General features: G+C 53.1%; 13 protein-coding genes. 6 read left to right on the forward strand and 7 right to left on the reverse strand.

Annotated elements, in window-relative coordinates; genetic code table 11:
• A partial coding sequence (locus NG42_RS01195) for an SDR family oxidoreductase (protein WP_052896946.1) occupies nucleotides 1-670 on the reverse strand: 670 nt, incomplete at its 3' end.
• A gap of 65 nt (nucleotides 671-735) precedes the next feature.
• Between NG42_RS01195 and NG42_RS01200 the strand changes: the two genes are divergently transcribed.
• Complete coding sequence (locus NG42_RS01200) at nucleotides 736-1,662, forward strand: AraC family transcriptional regulator (protein ID WP_206541916.1); 927 nt, start codon at nucleotides 736-738, stop codon at nucleotides 1,660-1,662.
• 321 nt (nucleotides 1,663-1,983) lie between these two features.
• Here NG42_RS01200 and NG42_RS01210 read toward each other — a convergent pair whose 3' ends face one another.
• Nucleotides 1,984-2,712 (reverse strand): PAS and helix-turn-helix domain-containing protein, encoded by a 729-nt coding sequence (locus NG42_RS01210; RefSeq protein ID WP_053115863.1) that lies wholly within the window; start codon nucleotides 2,710-2,712, stop codon nucleotides 1,984-1,986.
• Nucleotides 2,713-3,154: 442 nt separating this feature from the next.
• Between NG42_RS01210 and NG42_RS01215 the strand changes: the two genes are divergently transcribed.
• Nucleotides 3,155-4,129, forward strand: a complete 975-nt coding sequence (locus tag NG42_RS01215) for a fatty acid desaturase (RefSeq protein WP_052896952.1) — start codon at nucleotides 3,155-3,157, stop codon at nucleotides 4,127-4,129.
• Nucleotides 4,122-4,919, forward strand: coding sequence for a phosphate/phosphite/phosphonate ABC transporter substrate-binding protein (locus NG42_RS01220; RefSeq protein WP_052896954.1), 798 nt, complete (start codon nucleotides 4,122-4,124; stop codon nucleotides 4,917-4,919). Before NG42_RS01215 ends, NG42_RS01220 begins: the two co-directional genes overlap by 8 nt.
• Before the next feature lie 63 nt (nucleotides 4,920-4,982).
• Here NG42_RS01220 and mgtE read toward each other — a convergent pair whose 3' ends face one another.
• Nucleotides 4,983-6,419, reverse strand: a complete 1,437-nt coding sequence (gene mgtE / locus NG42_RS01225; protein WP_052896956.1) for a magnesium transporter — start codon at nucleotides 6,417-6,419, stop codon at nucleotides 4,983-4,985.
• A 128-nt stretch (nucleotides 6,420-6,547) separates the two neighbouring features.
• Nucleotides 6,548-6,736, reverse strand: coding sequence for a YfgG family protein (locus tag NG42_RS21795; protein WP_072133247.1), 189 nt, complete (start codon nucleotides 6,734-6,736; stop codon nucleotides 6,548-6,550).
• A gap of 254 nt (nucleotides 6,737-6,990) precedes the next feature.
• Between NG42_RS21795 and NG42_RS01230 the strand changes: the two genes are divergently transcribed.
• Entirely contained in the window at nucleotides 6,991-9,285 is a 2,295-nt protein-coding gene (locus NG42_RS01230) for a sensor domain-containing phosphodiesterase (RefSeq protein ID WP_241488277.1), read from the forward strand.
• Here the strand turns inward: NG42_RS01230 and tehB are convergent.
• The 3 genes from tehB to ppk1 form a co-directional block, all read right to left on the reverse strand.
• Entirely contained in the window at nucleotides 9,275-9,883 is a 609-nt protein-coding gene (tehB, locus tag NG42_RS01235; RefSeq protein WP_156322143.1) for a tellurite resistance methyltransferase TehB, read from the reverse strand. The genes NG42_RS01230 and tehB overlap by 11 nt on opposite strands.
• A 95-nt stretch (nucleotides 9,884-9,978) precedes the next feature.
• Nucleotides 9,979-11,505, reverse strand: a complete 1,527-nt coding sequence (gene ppx / locus NG42_RS01240; protein WP_052896960.1) for an exopolyphosphatase — start codon at nucleotides 11,503-11,505, stop codon at nucleotides 9,979-9,981.
• A gap of 6 nt (nucleotides 11,506-11,511) precedes the next feature.
• Nucleotides 11,512-13,572, reverse strand: coding sequence for a polyphosphate kinase 1 (gene ppk1, locus NG42_RS01245; protein WP_052896962.1), 2,061 nt, complete (start codon nucleotides 13,570-13,572; stop codon nucleotides 11,512-11,514).
• A gap of 154 nt (nucleotides 13,573-13,726) precedes the next feature.
• On the opposite strand from ppk1, the gene NG42_RS01250 reads away from it, so the two are divergent.
• Both NG42_RS01250 and pstA read left to right on the forward strand, forming a co-directional pair.
• Nucleotides 13,727-15,859, forward strand: coding sequence for an ABC transporter permease subunit (locus NG42_RS01250; RefSeq protein WP_052896964.1), 2,133 nt, complete (start codon nucleotides 13,727-13,729; stop codon nucleotides 15,857-15,859).
• Nucleotides 15,856-17,508: a phosphate ABC transporter permease PstA gene (pstA, locus tag NG42_RS01255; RefSeq protein ID WP_052896966.1), complete on the forward strand. Its 1,653-nt coding sequence runs from the start codon at nucleotides 15,856-15,858 to the stop codon at nucleotides 17,506-17,508. Before NG42_RS01250 ends, pstA begins: the two co-directional genes overlap by 4 nt.
• Nucleotides 17,509-17,517: the final 9 nt, after the last annotated feature.

A 17,517-nucleotide genomic window follows, 5' to 3' on the forward strand; every position in this document is an offset into this window, starting at 1 on the left:
CTTTAAACACCGCTTCGGCCACGTCGGCTTCGGTGGTCGCCGCAGTCACACTGGCGAACTCCGCGAAGATGCTCTGGGCGAACGATTCGTAGGCCGGTGGAATCAGGCCTTGCATACGCTGTTGTCCATTAGCGGTGAAGCTGGTCGTCGGGCCGTAACCGGGTTCTACCAGTTTGACCCGCACGTCGAAGTTCTTCAGTTCGAGTTCAAGTGACTCGGTGAACCCTTCGATAGCCGTCTTGCTGGCCGTGTAGCAAGCCACCAGTGGGAACGGTGCTAATGTGACGTTCGACGTGACGTTGACGATGGTGCCGGTACGACGCTGACGAAATTGCGGGATAATCGCCTGGCACATGGCCATCACGCCGAACGTGTTGGTTTCGAAGATATCGCGCACGCTGCTTATCGGCGTAGCCTCAAACGCGCCGAACAGCCCAATCCCGGCATTGTTTACCAGCACGTCAATCGGGCCAGCGGCGTCGAGGGCACGCTTGATGCTATCAGCTTGGGTCACATCCAGCGGCAGGATACGCAGGTTACTTGATTCGGGGAAAAGTCCCTCCTGCGGGGTGCGCATGGTGGCAATCACCTTCCAGCCTTGAGCAAGGAAGTAGCGCGCGGTTTCCAGGCCATAGCCTGAAGAACAACCGGTAATTAATACAGTTTTCATCTCTGTCTCCGAGGTTTCAGTTGACTCGGAGAGAACGATAAATGAATATTTAAGTATTATCGATGATGTGGAGTCCTGATTTGTTTAGCAACAGTCCAAATATCAGCGATCCGCTTTCCGAAGTGGTTCGCCTGCTTCATCCACGCGCAGTTTTTGCCCGGATCATCAGTGGTAAAGGTAACTGGGCGGTGCGCTATTCCGAATATGGGCTGCCCAGCTTCTGTATCATGCTCGATGGAAGCTGTCTGCTGGCGGTTGACTGCCATCAGCCGATTACCATCAACGCAGGTGATTTCATTCTGCTGCCGACAACACCCGCTTTTACCCTGGCAAGCTTTGTGCCGGCTCCCCCGGTTTATCTGGACCCCAACAAAATAGTGAACGTCAGCAGCGAGCTGCGTTATGGTGAGCCAGAAGGCCCTGCGGACATGCGCTCACTGGGAGGCTCATTTGTTTTCGATAGCCCCGATCAGGGGTTGCTGGTTTCGCTGTTGCCCAAAGTGGTTCATGTCCAGAATTCGCAGCGTTTGTCACGACTGGTGCAAATGGTGGGGGAGGAGTCCGCTGACCAAAAACCGGGTAGCGAGTTTGTGATGTCCCGGCTGCTGGAATTGTTGCTGGTGGAAGCTATGCGATCGGTAGCGACGGAGAATGCACCTCCGGGTTTGCTGCGAGGTCTGGGGGATGAACGACTGGCGCGAGCACTGACGCAGATGCATGCACGTATCAATTACGCCTGGAGTGTTGATGAACTGGCGAAGATCGCCACCCTTTCCCGGTCAGCGTTCTTTGAACGTTTCAGGCGGATGGTGGGCGTTGCGCCGATGGAGTACCTGCTTGCATGGCGCATCGAGATCGCCAAGGAGCTGCTTAGCGACAATAAGCTGACGGTTTCTGAGATCGCTGAACGTGTAGGCTACGGCTCGAGCAGTGCATTCAGCGTGGCGTTCAGCAGATATGTAGGAAAGCCACCGAGCCAGTTCGCGCGTTAAGATTTTCCCATGACTCATCTCAAACTTTGTAAGACCGTTATCTTTGCTCCCTGAGTCGGTTATTTTTTGTAAAGATAAAAGGCCGCATGGCGGCCTTTACAAACTTTAAATTATTATAAATAATTATTATACATTCCCCGGTGTAGCATTTTTTCATTCAGCCTGCTTGTAATGCTAATTAATACAATAATAGCAATGACCAGATGTACAGTAGAGATAGCGGAGTACTTTGCAACAAGAGTAGAAGTTACCTTTTTGAACTTCCCCGCCATAATCGCGCTATATTGGTTATTGCGAAAAACCAGCCAAAATCTTTCAGGATTAGGTAACATCATCTTCGATGTCACTGTTAAATCCGATCCTCTTGTGAGAAATAAGGCGCTGCGGCAGGTAGCGGTGAAGATTTCGTTTTTCACAAAACTCTCTGAAATCATCAAGGTGACCGACACCTGCTTTTGAATACATATTGGCCAGGCGGTTTTCTATGGTGCGCGGTGAGAGAAATAAGATAGCGGCAATATCCTTACTGCTCATGCCCTGCAAGCGGAAAAAAATAATTTCGCACTCTTTTTCGGTAAAGAAATCATCCGGTTTATTGAGTAGCAGTGAGCCCGGCAGCTTACCTTTAACAAAGTCGTTGGGTGAGAAAACCTCAAGATATTTTATAGAGCAGAATGAGCCAATACATTGATTCTGGTTATCATAAAAAGGGACTTTTCGGCATATGTAGGGCGTATTTACCGCATTCGGGTGTATTTCTAGCATCGCCAGGGGTTTTCTGTTAGCGATGATTTTTCTGTCCTGATATCGCCACGCTTCCAGATTGTTTTCATCTTCGAACAACAGAGAGGGAATTTCATAATCAATTCTCTCCATTATAATCTGCGCTGACTTCAGTCCTGCCAGTTTGGCAGTCGCAAGATTGGCATAGAGAAACCGTCCTTCAGGTGTGCGTATACAGTAGGGATCGGGTAACAAATCAAGCGAGCGCGTTAACATCTCAGGAATGATGATGTCTGCACCGGAACCGCCTTCATTATTTGTGTGCATGGTCGTCCTTCTCCATTGTGGGGATCAGACTGCTCTGATAACGGAAATCCTCGCGTCAGCGCAGCTAAATCCATGAGTTAATACATTCAAGGCTAATTATCTTAAAAATAGCGTTTGTGTAATTTTCATACAGCATTGTAACCCTATCATAGCTGCGTTTTATAAGGCAATTCCGAGCGTTTATTGAGACTGATGTGCTGTCTTTTTTATTAATCAGCGGGTATATGTTTAAGAAAATAATATTTATCTTGGGTATTACGTCGAAGCCGTGTCGTATAATTATTTAACGCGTTGCGCCTGCCTGTTACCAGATAAGTACTTTATGGATAATTCTTAGCTAATTTTCAGAATAGCTTATCCATTTTAGTTACTTGTTCTTTCCCGGAATTTCTCACATCTTCACACTGTGACACGACGGTATCATCAGCATGGTGTGGGATTAATGATTCAGAATAAAACAGCCTGGTTGCACGTTCAGCAACGTAATGTTATCCGGCAATGGTCTCGCAGCTGGCTGTGGCGCAGTGAATTTCCCACCTGGCTATTAATTTTCACCGTCTATGGCGGCTGGTTTACCACCATGGCTTACTGGCAAGTGCTGGGCCTGTTCCCTGCGACGTTGCTGCTTATCTGGTTTACCACCTGGTATATGTCTTTGCAGCATGAGCTTATCCATGGTCATCCGACGCGCTTTGCCAGGGTGAATCAGCTGTTTGGCTTACTGCCGCTGGCGGTCTGGTATCCTTATGGCCTGTATCGTGATTCCCATCTGGCACATCACCGTAACCAGTTACTGACTCTGCCAGATGAAGATCCGGAAACCTACTACTTCTCGGCTGAGCGCTGGCAGCGTTTTGCCAGCTGGCAGCGCAAGATTATCCAGCTTCGTAATACCTTTCCCGGACGATTATTGCTGGCTCCGCTGCTGGATATTTTGCAAACCGTTATCAGTATGTTTAGCGCTTTTCGCCGTCTTCAATTCGCGGCGATGGCGATGTGGACCGTGCATATTGTGCTGCTGGTAATGCTGTTTGCCTGGATTGCCCACTGCGGTTTTTCGTTAGTCTGGTATCTGCTCATCGTCGGTTATCCGGCGCTGGCGCTGACAAAAGTGCGTTCTTTTCTGGAGCATCGTGCTGCGGATGAGCCACTGGCGCGCTCGGTAATCAATGAAGCGGCGCTGCCGTGGCGTCTGCTGTTTCTCAATCTTAACTATCATTCCGTTCATCACGATCTGCCGGGGGTTCCCTGGTACGGATTGCGCAAAGTTTATTTGCTCTATCGTGAGGATTATCAGTGGCGCAATCATGGCTTTGTCGTCAGAGGCTACGGTGAATGGTTACGCCGTTTTCTGCTAAAGTCGGTAGATGTTGGCCAGCATCCGCACAGCAGACGAGAAACTTATCGCGATGAATGATTATCTTTCCCTGCCGATGTACGACATTCATCGGCCTGATACCGCCGCGCTGCTGAATGCGCTGAAGTCGTTGCTGACGACCGGGGCCAGAAGTGAGGACGCCTTGCTGCCGCTGTTTCCGGATAATCTGCTCTCCCACTGGCGTGACAGCCGCACTCTCCTCAGCCAGACCTGTGGCTATCCGCTGATGACGCTGCTGCCTGATGTACAGACGGTTGGCTGTTTTCATTATACGGCTGCGGGCTGCGAAGGGGCCGGGTATCGCAGTTTTTTGCTGGTTCGTCAGCAAGATAACAGCAAGAGGCTTAAAGATTTCTCAACACGCAGAGCGGTATGCAATTCGCCAGATTCACAGTCGGGTTACAATGTACTGCGCAAAATGGTGGCACCGCTGGCGCAACAAGGAAAATTTTTCAGTGGGGTGGTCTTTAGTGGCAGCCACCGGCAATCGCTGCGCGCACTGAGCGATGGCGATGCAGATATTGCGGCAATTGACTGCGTTAGTTTGGCACTGTTACAGCGCCACCAGCCAGCGTTGTTACAGGGGCTGGCGGTGATTGAACAAAGCCCGCTGGCACCCGGTCTGCCACTCATCACCTCGGCGCACACCTCACCACAGGCAATCGCTGAACTCAGAGCTGCTTTACAGCAACTGGTGCATGAGCCGCGCTATCAGGCGCTGTGCCGTGCGTTATTGATCGGTGGTTTTAGCGTGGTAGAGCGGCAGGATTATCAGCTGATTCTGGACTGGCAACGCGAAGCGGAGGAGCAGGGCGTGACTGCGCTTTAAACCGTCTGCTGAATACCCTCTTATCAGGGAAAAATCAGGGGCACAGATGCCCCTGATTGAAGGTTACTTAAGTAAAAACACCGTCGCCAGACCGAGGAAAATAAAGAAGCCCCCGGTATCCGTGATCGCTGTGATAAGCACGCTGGAGCCGACCGCCGGATCGCGTTTCATTTTGGTCATAATTAACGGGATCAGCACGCCCATCAGCGCCGCCAGCAGCAGGTTCAGCACCATTGCCAGCATCATCACGCCACCGAGTGCCGGATTGTCATACATCAGCCAGGTAATCACGCCCATTATACCGCCCCAAAACAGGCCGTTGATCAGCGCGACACCTAATTCACGTATGACCAGGAATGAGAAGTTACCCGGCTCAACCTGATGCAGCGCCAGCGCGCGCACAATCATCGTGATGGTCTGGTTACCGGTATTGCCGCCAATCCCGGCGACAATCGGCATTAACGCCGCCAGTGCCACCAGCTCCGAGATGGTCGCTTCAAACAGCCCAATAACCCGTGAGGCGACAAACGCGGTGCACAGATTAATAGCCAGCCATGCCCAGCGGGTGCGCACCGCTTTTTTAACCGGCGCAAACACGTCTTCATCCGGGCTAAGACCACCCATCTTACGAATATTGCTGTCGCTCTCTTCGTTGACTAAATCCACCACATCTTCAATGGTGACGCGGCCAATCAGCTTACCTTTCTGATCGATAACCGCCGCTGAAATCAGGTTATAACGCTCGAAGGCACCGGCTGCATCTTCCGCTTTATCATCCAGGCGGAAGGTGGTCGGTTTCTTGTTCATCACCTCGAACACCTTTTTATCCGGTGTGTTTAGCAGGATATCAGTCAGCGGCAGCTCGCCGAGCAGCACATTGTGTTTATCGGTAATAAACAGTTTATCGGTACCGTCCGGCATCGATTTTTTGCGGCGCAGAAAGCGCTGTACGGTTGCCAGTGAAACATCGGCACGCACCGTCAGCAGATTGAAGTCCATGATGCGGCCGACGCGATCGCGGTCGAAGTGCATCATATTCAGCACGTGCGCCCGCTGGCCTTGCTCCAGCGAGGTCAGCAAACGGCCGGTGAGATCGCGCGAGAGATATTTGGCGAGATAGGCCTGGTCGTCGATATCCAGCGGCTCAATCGCCCGCAGGATGGCTTTATCACTCATCTCCTCAATCAGGCTTTCCCAGACGCTTTCGGACGCTTCGACCAACACCTGGCCGCGATGGTCGTTATCAATCAGACGCCACAGTGCCTGGCGTTCGTCTTCAGGCAGCGCTTCGAGAATATCGGCGAGGTCAGCGGCGTGCAGCAGGGTGATGGACTGTTTCAGTTCATCAATTTGTTGTTCAACCGTCTGCTTTTCCAGCGCGGTTTCGTTATGTGGACGTTCAAGAAGGGTATCAACTAAATCGTTATTATTAAGCAGCAGATTAAGAATTCGGCTACGAATTTCAGCCAGCTGCTGGGCGTGAGAAGCAGGTGCAGACATAAATATCCCTTGTGTCTGTAGAGCAACACGTCGAAAGCGGCTTAAAGCCGACAAAACAGGTATGAAATGAGGGTAAGTTGTCTCCTACAAGGCAACTTAACGCTCGTATCATAACGTGACGCAGAGCATTATTCGTTGGTGACGGGTGTAGTGATTGTCGGTGTTTCGGGTATCGCTTTCTTTTGCTGATGATGATCAATTGCGCCTGGAATCGCGTAGATCAAGCGTCCAAGCAGAATGATAAAACTGATCAGCAATACGATGCGCGTCATCCGTCCAGTTTTTTTATGTCGTTTCATAGTCATAGCGTTATGCACGCGCCGGGCTCCTGTGGTTTGCTCACTGATATGAGCGACTTAGTTATTTAGGCACAGCATAGCGATCAGGTCAATCTGCTACGCAGGCTTACAGTACAAAAATATCACCCGCTAACTCACTGCTAATTAAACAGGCGAGTTGTACAAAAATATATCTGATGATCAGTTGATTTATGTCAAACTGGCCGTGACCTGGTTGCATGTCAGGTCGCTCCCGCAGCGGGGGCGGGCCAGCCCCGAGGGGCTTCTTCAGGATGAAGAGCAGCAAAACGGCACTGAATGCTTGCCGGGCTCTGCAACATACGATGATGCATATGCGCAAAAAATTCAGTTATAAAAAGTTCAGCACTTGCTGGTGGGGATTGCCGCTAATACTTCCGCTGATCCTGATGCCGCTTTCGAGTCATTTCTCTGCCCGCCTGCAACTTCCCGACGGTGATGTCTATCTTATCTATCTGCCGCTGGCGATGATGGTTGCGATGCTGATGGTATTTGACTGGGCGGCGCTACCGGGAGTGGGTATCGCCTTGTTATGCCGGTATATTCTGTATATTTCTCCGGCTCAGGCGCTGATTGCCACCACGATCTTTCTGGTTGGCATGAGTATCAGCTGGACCGGCTATCGTATGCATGCGCGCAGCCGCTGGAGCGCCGGTTTTGGCGAGTTCAGTATGATGCCCGTGCGTCTGTTCTGGCTGGGTTTTTTTCTGCCGACCTTGATGCTGATCCTGCTACAAACCGTGGTGACGCTGGGGGTGCTGCCGGAAGCCAGCGGGATTTTTTCCCAGGACCCTTTTACCATCCGCACATTGATCAACTATCAGTCGCTATTGCTCTCCTGTGTTTCCCTGATGCAGGTCTACTATTGGCTGATTCGGATGATCAAAAACCCGCGTTTCGCCACATTGCTATGGGGGCGTTTAAAGCGCCAAATCGCTGATGAGGTGACCGGGCGCGAATTAGTGTGCTGGGCGGCGCTGATGGCGATGATACTGGCGATTCTTACCCATTTCCGCCTTGATCGGGAAAATTTGCTGACCAGTGATTACACCCTGACGTTGTTGCTGCCGCTGATGTTATGGGCGGCGATGCGCTTTGGCTATCTGATGACGTCCCTCAGCTGGTCGCTTATTCTGGTGGCGTTGTATCAGTTTCGCGAGCAGTTTGTTGATATGCAGACCCAGCTGCTGCATCTGGCGATTATCTCCTCGAATTTGCTGGTGTTTACGCTGACGATCTTTCTGATGGCGGCGATCGGTAACCGCCAGCGCCGCATTATCATTAAATACCGGCGTGCCGCGCTGACCGATCCGGTGATTGGTTTGCCCAATCTGCGCGCACTTGATGCCGATCTCGCCACGCGTGCCCAGTCAACGCTGTGCTTTTTACGCATTCCTGAACTTGATCTGTTGAGCCGAACCTATGGTCTGCAACTGCGTATTCAGTATAAGCGCTGTCTGGCAGGGCATCTTCGTCCTTTGCTGCGTCCGGAAGAAGACGTCTATCAGCTACCGGGATTTGATCTGGCGCTGCGGCTGGAAAGCGCGACCCACCTGATACGTATTGATGAGATTGCTACGCGCCTGAAAAACTATCGTCTGACGTGGGATGGATTACCGCTACAGCCGAGCGTCGGGCTGAGTTATTGCACCGTCAGGCCGCCAGTGAGCCACCTTCATGAGCTACTGGGAGAGCTAAGCGCGATGGCCGAAGTGTCGCTGAATAGCGGGCTGCCAGAGAATTTGCAGCAGGGCGGAGTACCGGTGCAGCGCAAAGTGAAGGATAAACTGGCGATGTTGCATGAGGTGCAACATGCGCTGGATGAAAATAAGTTTGTGCTACTGGCTCAGCGTATTCAGGGACTACGCGGCGATGACTATCACGAAATCCTGCTGCGGATGGTGGATTCTCATGGCGATCAACTGAAGCCGGAGGTTTTCCTGCCGGTGGTGCACGAGTTTGGCATGAGCTGGGAAATCGACCGCTGGGTACTTGACCAGACGCTGCACTTTATCGATCAGCATCGTGAATCGCTCCCGGCCGCGCGCTTATCGGTGAATCTCTTCGCCTCCACCCTGTGTCGTCCACACCTGGCGCGGGAAATCGATGTAATGTTAAAAACCTATAATGTTGAGCCGTGGCAGCTAATCGTTGAGGTGGAGGAGTCGCATATGCTGAGTGATTTTTCCTGGGGGAATCGCTCGATTAATCAGCTGCGCTATCTGGGGTGCCGTGTGGCCATTGATGATTTTGGCACCGGCTATGCCAGCTATACCCGCCTGAAGGAGGTTCAGGCCGATATGCTGAAAATTGATGGCAGCTTTGTGCGCAATATTCTGACCAGCAGCCTCGATTACCATATTATCGAATCGATTTGCTGCGTCGCCCGCCTGAAGCGGATGAAGGTGGTGGCAGAGTTTGTCGAATCAGATGACATTGCCGCCGCGCTGAAAAAGCTGGGAGTCGATTATTTACAGGGCTATGCCATCAGTATGCCACAGCCGTTGTCGAGCTTACCCCCGGCGGCAAACAACAAAATCAGTTCTTAGTCGGTGCCTTTTGCGCCAGCAGGGTGGCGAAACGTAGCTGAATACGATTGCCGTTTTCATCGGTTTTAAACAGCTGCCCGACCTCTTCGTTGTACTTCACAATGTGCCACTTGCGGTAATAGTGACTCAGCTCACCGGATTTAAAGGTGAACGGGAAGGGCAGCGTGCAGGGATAATCGGCGGTGTCCATCGCGGCAACGATCAGGTTATAACCGTTTTTCACCGTGCTGGCCTGCATATCGGCAATCATCTGCGGGATGGTGTCCGGTTGCAGAAACATCATCACCACGGTGGAGAACACCAGCTGGTACTGACCATTAAACCGCAGGCTATCCAGATCTTTGATCTCGGTGCTGATATGGCTTAACGATTCTTGCTCGATAATGTGGTTCAGCGTGGCAATGCTCTGCGGATTTTTATCCCAGGCGGTAAGCTCAAAACCTCGCTGATTGAGCCAGAGCGAATTGCGTCCGTTGCCGCAGCCGAGATCGAGCGCTTTACCGGGAGCAATACGGCTGGCGGCCTCGACGATTTCAGAATGGGGCGCGCTAAGCGCATATTTTTTGCTCAGGTCGTTGCGGGTGTCTGGAGTTGTCATGATAAAACCGTTATTAAAAGGGAGCCGGCCTTTTTCAGCAACGACGACCCTAAGGTCGCCGTGTATCTGCCGACTCTAAATCAGTGCCGGAATCTTTACGGCGCTTCCTGAATCATCAGCTTCCAGCCGACCACATCTTCCCAGTACGCCTGCTCGCGCTCAAGATCGAGCTGCACCAGGTTGTTCTGGGCAAAGTAGCCAGCAGGGAAGGTGAGCGTCCAGTGTCCATCATCGGTTTCCAGCTTCAGGCTGTCGGGTTTGGTGGTGGCCTGGCGCTGATTGTTCAGCAGAGCACCTAAACGCAGCAGAAATACCAGCGGCAGAAACTGTTTTTTCTTAAACAGCGTAAGGCGCGGCATTTCATCCACTTTCACCGCTTTACGATGATAGCGTACCAGCATCGCCAGCAACGATTGTTGATCCTGGTTAAAGCCCGGCATATTGGTATTTTGCAAAATATAGGAGGAGTGGCGCTGTAATCCGCTGTGATTAATGGTTAAACCCACTTCATGCAGCATCGATGCCCATTTTAGCAGCGCGGCCAGCTGGGGATTCGCCAGTTTCGGATTTTGCGCTTTCCATTGCAGATAAAGCAGTTCGGTGGTGTCGAGTACACGCCGCGCCTGATCGGTGTCGATATTGTAGTGGTTCGCCAGGCTTTGTGCGGTGCGACTGCGAATATCCTGATGGCGGAAACGACCTTCCATCTCATACAGCACGCCCTCGCGCAGCGCGCCGTCCGACAGGCGCAGCTCACGGATCGCCAGTGCGTCAAATACGCCACACAAAATCGACAGTCCGGGAACAAACACCGCTTTGCGCTCGTCAGACAAGCCTGGCAGACTGAGCGCATCAAAGGATTTATGCTTGATTACCTCTTCGTACAGCATCTCCAGACGCTCCGGGGTAATCAGCTTATCTTTCTCACCCATCGCTTGCAGCACTTCGCAGGCTGCTTTGATGGTGCCGGATGCGCCAAGGGCAAACTGCCAGCCCAGCAGGCGATATTGCCAGGCCAGGGTTTCCAGCTTCTGCGCGGCAGCCAGCCGTGCGCGGCGGAAATTCTCTCGACTAATTACTCCTTGCGGGAAATAGAGATTGGCAAAACTGACGCATCCCATACGACGGCTCTCCACCAGTTTTGGCTCAAAATCTTCGCCGATGACCAGTTCGGTTGAACCGCCACCGATATCAATTACCAGCTTGCGGCCTTTTTCTGGCTGGGTATGTTCCACACCCATAAAAATCAGGCGCGCTTCTTCATGACCGGAGATCACTTCGATCGGATAAGGGATCACATCGGCGGCGCGTTGCAGAAAGTCTTCCGCATTCACCGCCTGACGCAGGGTATGGGTGCCGACAATGGTGACATTCGCCGGGCTGAAGCCTTGCAAACGCTCGGCAAACAGCGCCAGGCAATTCAGACCACGCTGGATCGCCTCTTCACTGAGCACATTGTTGGCATCCAGCCCGTCGGCCAGATGTACCCGCTGTTTCAACCTTCCCAGCACCTGCATGGCACCATCCACCACGCGTGCAATCACCATGTGGAAACTGTTTGAACCGAGGTCAATGGCAGCAAATTCCTGCGGTTTGGGGGTACTTTTATGGGATATTGGCATAGTGAATTATTCAGGTTGTTCCAGGGATTTGATGTAATCGTAAATGGCCAACTGCGCGCGAACTTTACGGCGGTTGCCACGCGGCACATAACGGTTACTCAGCTCTTTATCAACGAAGCGGGCTTTAAGGGTATCACTGAACAGGATGTCAATAATATCCAGTATGCGCTGTTTTAGCGTGGGATCGAGGATCGCCACCGCCACTTCGATGCGGTAATCAATATTACGGGTCATCCAGTCGGCAGAAGAGAGATAGACTTTTTTATCGCCGGCGTTATCAAAAATATACACCCGGTCATGCTCAAGATAGCGGTCTACAATACTGATTACTTTAATGTTATCGCTGATACCTTCCAGATTTGGGATCAGTGAACACATTCCGCGAATCAGCAGGTTAACCTTTACCCCGACGCTGGAAGCGGTGTACAGCCGGTCGACTAAACCTTTATCCACCAGATTGTTCACTTTCAGCGTAATGCCAGCCTCAATTCCTTTCTGTGCATTGGCAATTTCATTATCGATCAGCTGATATAGCATTCGGCGCGAGTTTTGCGGCGAGACCATCAGATGTTCAAAACTGACCGGGCGATAAGGGTTTTCGATAAAGTTAAATACCCGACGCACTTCGTTAGTGATACGCGCATCGGCAGTCAGTAATGAGTAGTCGGTATAGATACGTGCGGTCTTCTCGTTAAAGTTACCGGTGCCAATATGAGCGTAGCGCACAATTTCATCGTTCTCACGACGCGAGATCAAAAACAGCTTGGCGTGGATCTTTAATCCCGGTGCGGAGAAGATCACATGCACACCCGCTTCGGTTAAGCGTTTTGCCCAGTGAATATTGGCTGCTTCGTCGAAACGCGCCTGTAACTCGACCACCACCGTGACTTTTTTGCCGTTATAGGCGGCGTGAATCATCGCATCAATAATGCGCGAGTTTTTCGCCACGCGGTAAATATTGATTTTGATCGCCAGCACGCTCGGATCAAATGATGCCTGGCGCAGCAGCTCCAGCACGTGCTCGAAGGTGTGATAAGGATAATAGAGCAGCACGTCGCGATGGCGGATGGCATCAAAACCGTTACGGAAGCCGTCAAACCAGATATGGCGCAGCTGCGGCAGCGGTTTGTTCACCAGGTTGGCTTTGCCAACGTTCGGGAAACTAATAAAGTCTTTAAAGTTATGGTAACGACCACCGGGAATAATTGAATCGTAGTTCGAGATACTTAGCTTGCCACGCAGCAGTTCGACCATCGCATCCGGCATATCACGCTGATAAACAAAGCGAACCGGCTCGGCGGTCAGGCGCTGTTTCAGGCTGGATGACATCAACTCCAGCAGGCTGGATTCCATTTCAGTCACCAGATCATATTCGGCGTCACGCGTCATTTTCATTGAATAGGCGTTGAGCGCGTCATAATCGAAAAAGCCTTTAAAGATATCATCCAGACAGTAGCGCAGGATGTTATCCAGCAGGATCATGGGCTTGCGGCGACGTGGCGTTTCCGGTGGCAGATTAACGAAGCGCGGCACTTTATCGGATGGGATCTCCAGCAGCGCATAACGGATATCTTCGCCGCGAATAATTTCGATCGCCAGATAGGTGTAATCGTCTTTAAGAAACTCAGTCAGATCGGTGTCGCGGTTGATCAGAATCGGTGTGATGTGCTGGCGCAGATGATGTTTAAAGTAGTGACGCAGCCAGTTCTGCTGATTCGGCGACAGCTGACGTTCATTGATCAGGAAAATCTGGTTGCGTGCCATTTCCAGCAACAGATCGTTATACAGGCCGTCAAACTCTTGATCGGCTTTCATCACCCGCTGCTGAATCTTTTTCAGCAAATGGCGTGGCGTGCTGGCCGAACCCTGTTCTTCGCCAATCAGAATGCGGCGTTTCAGGTCGGCAAAGCGAACCTTATAGAATTCATCAAGATTATTGGAGTAAATACCCAGAAAACGCATGCGCTCAATCAACGGATTGCTTTTGTCTGCTGCTTCCTGCAATACACGCTCATTAAAAGATAACCAGCTCAGTTCTTTTTCAATGTATAACTTTTCCTGACCCATTTTTACTCCGATGTGCTGATTCAGGACCAAGGTATCTGGTGTCCGAATCCATTATGGCGAGAGTATGGCTGCATTGTCCAACCTCAATAGTTGTCTTATCAAGCGGCTACGGGCAACATAGCGGCTTCAAAGCGAAACGGAACCTTTTTCTGGCATGATCGACAACCATATTCCCGTGCAATTCAGCGACACACGTCGGCGATTTATCGACCGGCTGACGCATCGCGTGGTCACGGCCTGTGGCGTCGGTATCCTGCTGGTCATGATGCTGCTGTTTTTCTGGCTAATCTGGGTAGTGACGCCGCTGTTTACCGCGCCGTCACTCCAGCCAGTCAGTCATTTTGCTTTGTGGCAACCGCAACCTGCGGTGGCGATTGGTCTGAATAGCCAATGGGGCTGGCGTATTGACCAGCACGGCACCGCCCGTTTCATTCCGCTGAGCGGCGAACCGGCGGAACCGGCGTTACAGGTTGCCAGTGGCCCGGTTCAGGCGGCGATTACCGCCGATAAATCTGCGGTGGCATTGTTACAGCCTGATGGCAGCTTAAAACTTATTGCCGCCGATTTTACCGCCAGCAACGGTGAACCGCGCTGGAAATTTCCGCTGGGCGACCGCGCACTGGCGATTTCAACACAACCGTTACGTCATCCGGCTGTCGCGCGCAGCGCCCATGATCGCTGGTTATTTGCTGCGGCCAGCGATAACACCATTGAGCTGGCGCGGCTACAGCCAAATCAGACGCCGGTCATCCAGACCCTTAGTCAGGCGGGCACTGACCAGCTATTAATGACGCCGGACGGCAAACTGCTGTTTGCGCTGGCCGATAATTTGCTGCGCGTCTGGCGCATTACCGCTGATAACATTACCTTGCGCGACACGATTACGCTGCAAGAAAAACCGCAGAATATGCTGTTACTGAGTGGCGGTGACTCGCTGCTGCTGGCCGGGCCATCCGGCATTGCTCAATGGTTCGATATCGCCAGTCCCACCGGCCCGCATCTTAATTTTATCCGCAATTTCAAAGGCGCTGAAGCACAACCGCTGTTCTTCAGTGAGGCTCATCGGAGGGTGTTTGCCACCCTCAGTCCGCAAGGGCAGTTAAAGCTGTTTGCCAGTAAACAGGACGGCGCCATTTTCTCCCATTCGCTGCCTGCCGGGATCACTGCCGCCGAGTTTTCCCCGCAGGGGGATGGGCTGCTGGTGGAACGAGCCGGGCAGTGGAACTACTTCCGCTTGCACAACCCGTTGCCGGATTTTAGCTGGCGTAGCCTGTGGCAGAAAGTCTGGTATGAAAACTATCCGCAACCGGCGTGGGTTTGGCAATCGACGGCGGCGGAAGATTACTATCAGGCAAAATTCAGTCTGGTGCCGATGGTCTCCGGGACGCTGAAGGCCGCAGCGCTGGCACTGCTGTTCGCCACGCCGTTAGCGCTGGCCGCCGCCATTTATACTGCCTGGTTTATGTCCCCGGCGTTGCGGCGTTGGGTGAAACCGGGCATCGAAATGATGGGCGCATTGCCGAGTGTGGTGGTCGGCCTGATCGCCGGATTGTGGCTGGCACCGCGCATTGCCGATCATCTGTCCGGTGTACTGCTGCTGCCATTTATGCTGGCTGCCACACTGCTGCTGTGTGGCTGGGGTTCGCGGCGTTTGCCGCCTCGCTGGCAACGGCTGTGTGCCGAAGGTCGTGAAGTATGGATACTGGTGCCACTCCTGCTGCTGGTCAGTCTGCTGACGCTATGGCTGTTGCCGCTGGTGGATGGCTGGCTGTTTGGCCGCGGTCTGGCGGAACGCCTGGCGCACGGTTATGAGCAGCGTAATTTGCTGGTTGCCGGTGTGGCGATGGGATTTGCGCTGGTGCCGCTAATTTTTACGCTGGCTGAAGATGCGATTTTCAGCGTGCCCGCCTCGCTGGGTCAAGGTTCGCTGGCACTGGGCGCGACGCCATGGCAAACCCTGTCGCGCGTAGTGTTACCTGGCGCGTCGGCGGGTATTTTCGCCGCACTGATGATCGGGTTTGGTCGCGCGGTGGGGGAAACCATGATTGTGCTGATGGCCACCGGCAATACGCCGGTCACCGATGGCGGTGTGTTCCACGGTTTGCGTACTCTGTCGGCCAATATCGCTGTTGAGATGCCGGAAGCGGCGGCAGGCAGTGCCCATTACCGCATTCTGTTCCTCAGCGCGCTGGTGCTGCTGCTGTTTACCCTGATGGTGAATACGCTGGCGGAAGTGGTGCGCCAGCGGCTGCGTCAGCGCTATGGTCAGCATGAGGGGCAGGGATGAATAAGTGGATGGCGCAGAACGACCGCTGGCGCTGGTTAACCGCTGGTGCAGTGGCGTTCAGCCTGCTGGCTTTTTTGCTGCTGATTAGCTTACTGGCCTGGCAGGGACTGCGCGGTTTCTGGCCGCAGCCGGTGACGCTGTTTACGCTGAATCAACCCGGCGCGGGCAGTGTGCAATTGTTGGGCGAGGTGGTCAACCGTAGCCAGGTTTCCCGCCAGCAGTTACAGGATAGCGGTAGCAGGATCGCCGGGCAGATGCCGGAAAGCGTCACGCGTTATCTGATCAAAACCGGTAACCGCGATTTTGCCGCGCCGGATTTCCGCACGTTGTTATCCAGCGATATCCACCAGCGCCAACAGCCGGAAGAGATTATCGTGTTGCAGCGCCGCAGCGGCGGCAACGCCTACGGCTGGTTTACCGGTTTGCGCGACGGGACTCAACCGTTAATTGCGCAGAATATGGATAAAGCACTGCAACAGCGGTTGTTGCAAACGCGTCAGCAGTTGCAACAGGCGGCGCAGATTCGTCGCGTCGAGATGGCGAAGGTCAATGCTCAACTGGAAGCATTGCATCAACAGGCGCAAGAGCTGCGTGAAGAGCAGCAGTACACTGCGCAGGAGCAGTCGATTCATCAGGCGGATCGGGCTGAATTACAGCGCCAGTTTAACCAACTGGCGACGCGGCTGGCTTCGCTTAACAGCGAAACAGAACGCAGCGCGCTACTGTTGCGCGATGCCAGCGGAAATGTGCAGCGTATTCCGTTGACGCAAATCGTTGCCGCCTGGCATCCTAATGCGATGACGCTGGGGCAGAAATGGCGCCATTTCGCCACGCAGATCTGGCATTTTATCAGCGATTCACCGGGCGAATATCAAGCGGATGGCGGCGCGTTTCCGGCGATTTTCGGTACGGTATTGATGGTGCTGCTGATGTCAGTGGTGGTGATGCCGTTAGGGGTGATTGCCGCTGTCTGGCTGCATGAATACGCTGACCGTAACGCGTTAACTCGTTTAGTGCGTATCGCAGTGGTGAATCTCGCCGGTGTACCGTCGATTGTCTACGGCGTTTTTGGCCTCGGATTTTTTGTCTGGCTGATTGGCGGCACGCTCGATCAGCTGTTTTTCCCGGCCTCGCTCCCCAATCCCACTTTCGGCACGCCGGGCTTATTATGGGCCTCGCTGACGCTGGCGCTGCTGACGTTGCCGGTGGTGATTGTCGCGACCGAAGAGGGACTGTCGCGCATTCCTGCCGCGCTGCGTCAGGGTTCGCTGGCACTGGGCGCCACCCGGGCGGAAACCTTGTGGCATATCACGTTGCCGCTGGCCTTACCGGCGATGCTGACCGGCCTGATTCTGGCGGTGGCGCGTGCCGCTGGCGAAACGGCGCCGCTGATGCTGGTCGGGGTGGTAAAACTGGTGCCGGAACTGCCGATCGACGGCATTTTCCCTTATCTGCATCTCGATCGTAAATTTATGCACCTTGGCTTTCAGATCTACGATCTGGCCTTCCAGAGTCCGAACGCCGAAGCGGAGCGACCGCTGGTTTATGCCACCGCATTATTACTGGTGAGCATCGTGACAGGACTGAATCTGGTGGCGATGGGGTTACGCCATCGCCTGCGCGAGCGCTATCGTGCGCTGGTGCAATAACTTTGGACA

It is taken from the genome of Winslowiella iniecta (genome assembly GCF_001267535.1).
GTDB lineage: Bacteria > Pseudomonadota > Gammaproteobacteria > Enterobacterales > Enterobacteriaceae > Erwinia > Erwinia iniecta.

Coding starts and splice junctions, on each gene's coding strand:
- NG42_RS01200 (WP_206541916.1), top strand. CDS start 736: ATGTGGAGTCCTGATTTGTTTAGCAACAGTCCAAATATCAGCGATCCG.
- NG42_RS01210 (WP_053115863.1), bottom strand. CDS start 2,712: ATGCACACAAATAATGAAGGCGGTTCCGGTGCAGACATCATCATTCCT.
- NG42_RS01215 (WP_052896952.1), top strand. CDS start 3,155: ATGATTCAGAATAAAACAGCCTGGTTGCACGTTCAGCAACGTAATGTT.
- NG42_RS01220 (WP_052896954.1), top strand. CDS start 4,122: ATGAATGATTATCTTTCCCTGCCGATGTACGACATTCATCGGCCTGAT.
- mgtE (WP_052896956.1), bottom strand. CDS start 6,419: ATGTCTGCACCTGCTTCTCACGCCCAGCAGCTGGCTGAAATTCGTAGC.
- NG42_RS01230 (WP_241488277.1), top strand. CDS start 6,991: ATGAAGAGCAGCAAAACGGCACTGAATGCTTGCCGGGCTCTGCAACAT.
- tehB (WP_156322143.1), bottom strand. CDS start 9,883: ATGACAACTCCAGACACCCGCAACGACCTGAGCAAAAAATATGCGCTT.
- ppx (WP_052896960.1), bottom strand. CDS start 11,505: ATGCCAATATCCCATAAAAGTACCCCCAAACCGCAGGAATTTGCTGCC.
- ppk1 (WP_052896962.1), bottom strand. CDS start 13,572: ATGGGTCAGGAAAAGTTATACATTGAAAAAGAACTGAGCTGGTTATCT.
- NG42_RS01250 (WP_052896964.1), top strand. CDS start 13,727: ATGATCGACAACCATATTCCCGTGCAATTCAGCGACACACGTCGGCGA.
- pstA (WP_052896966.1), top strand. CDS start 15,856: ATGAATAAGTGGATGGCGCAGAACGACCGCTGGCGCTGGTTAACCGCT.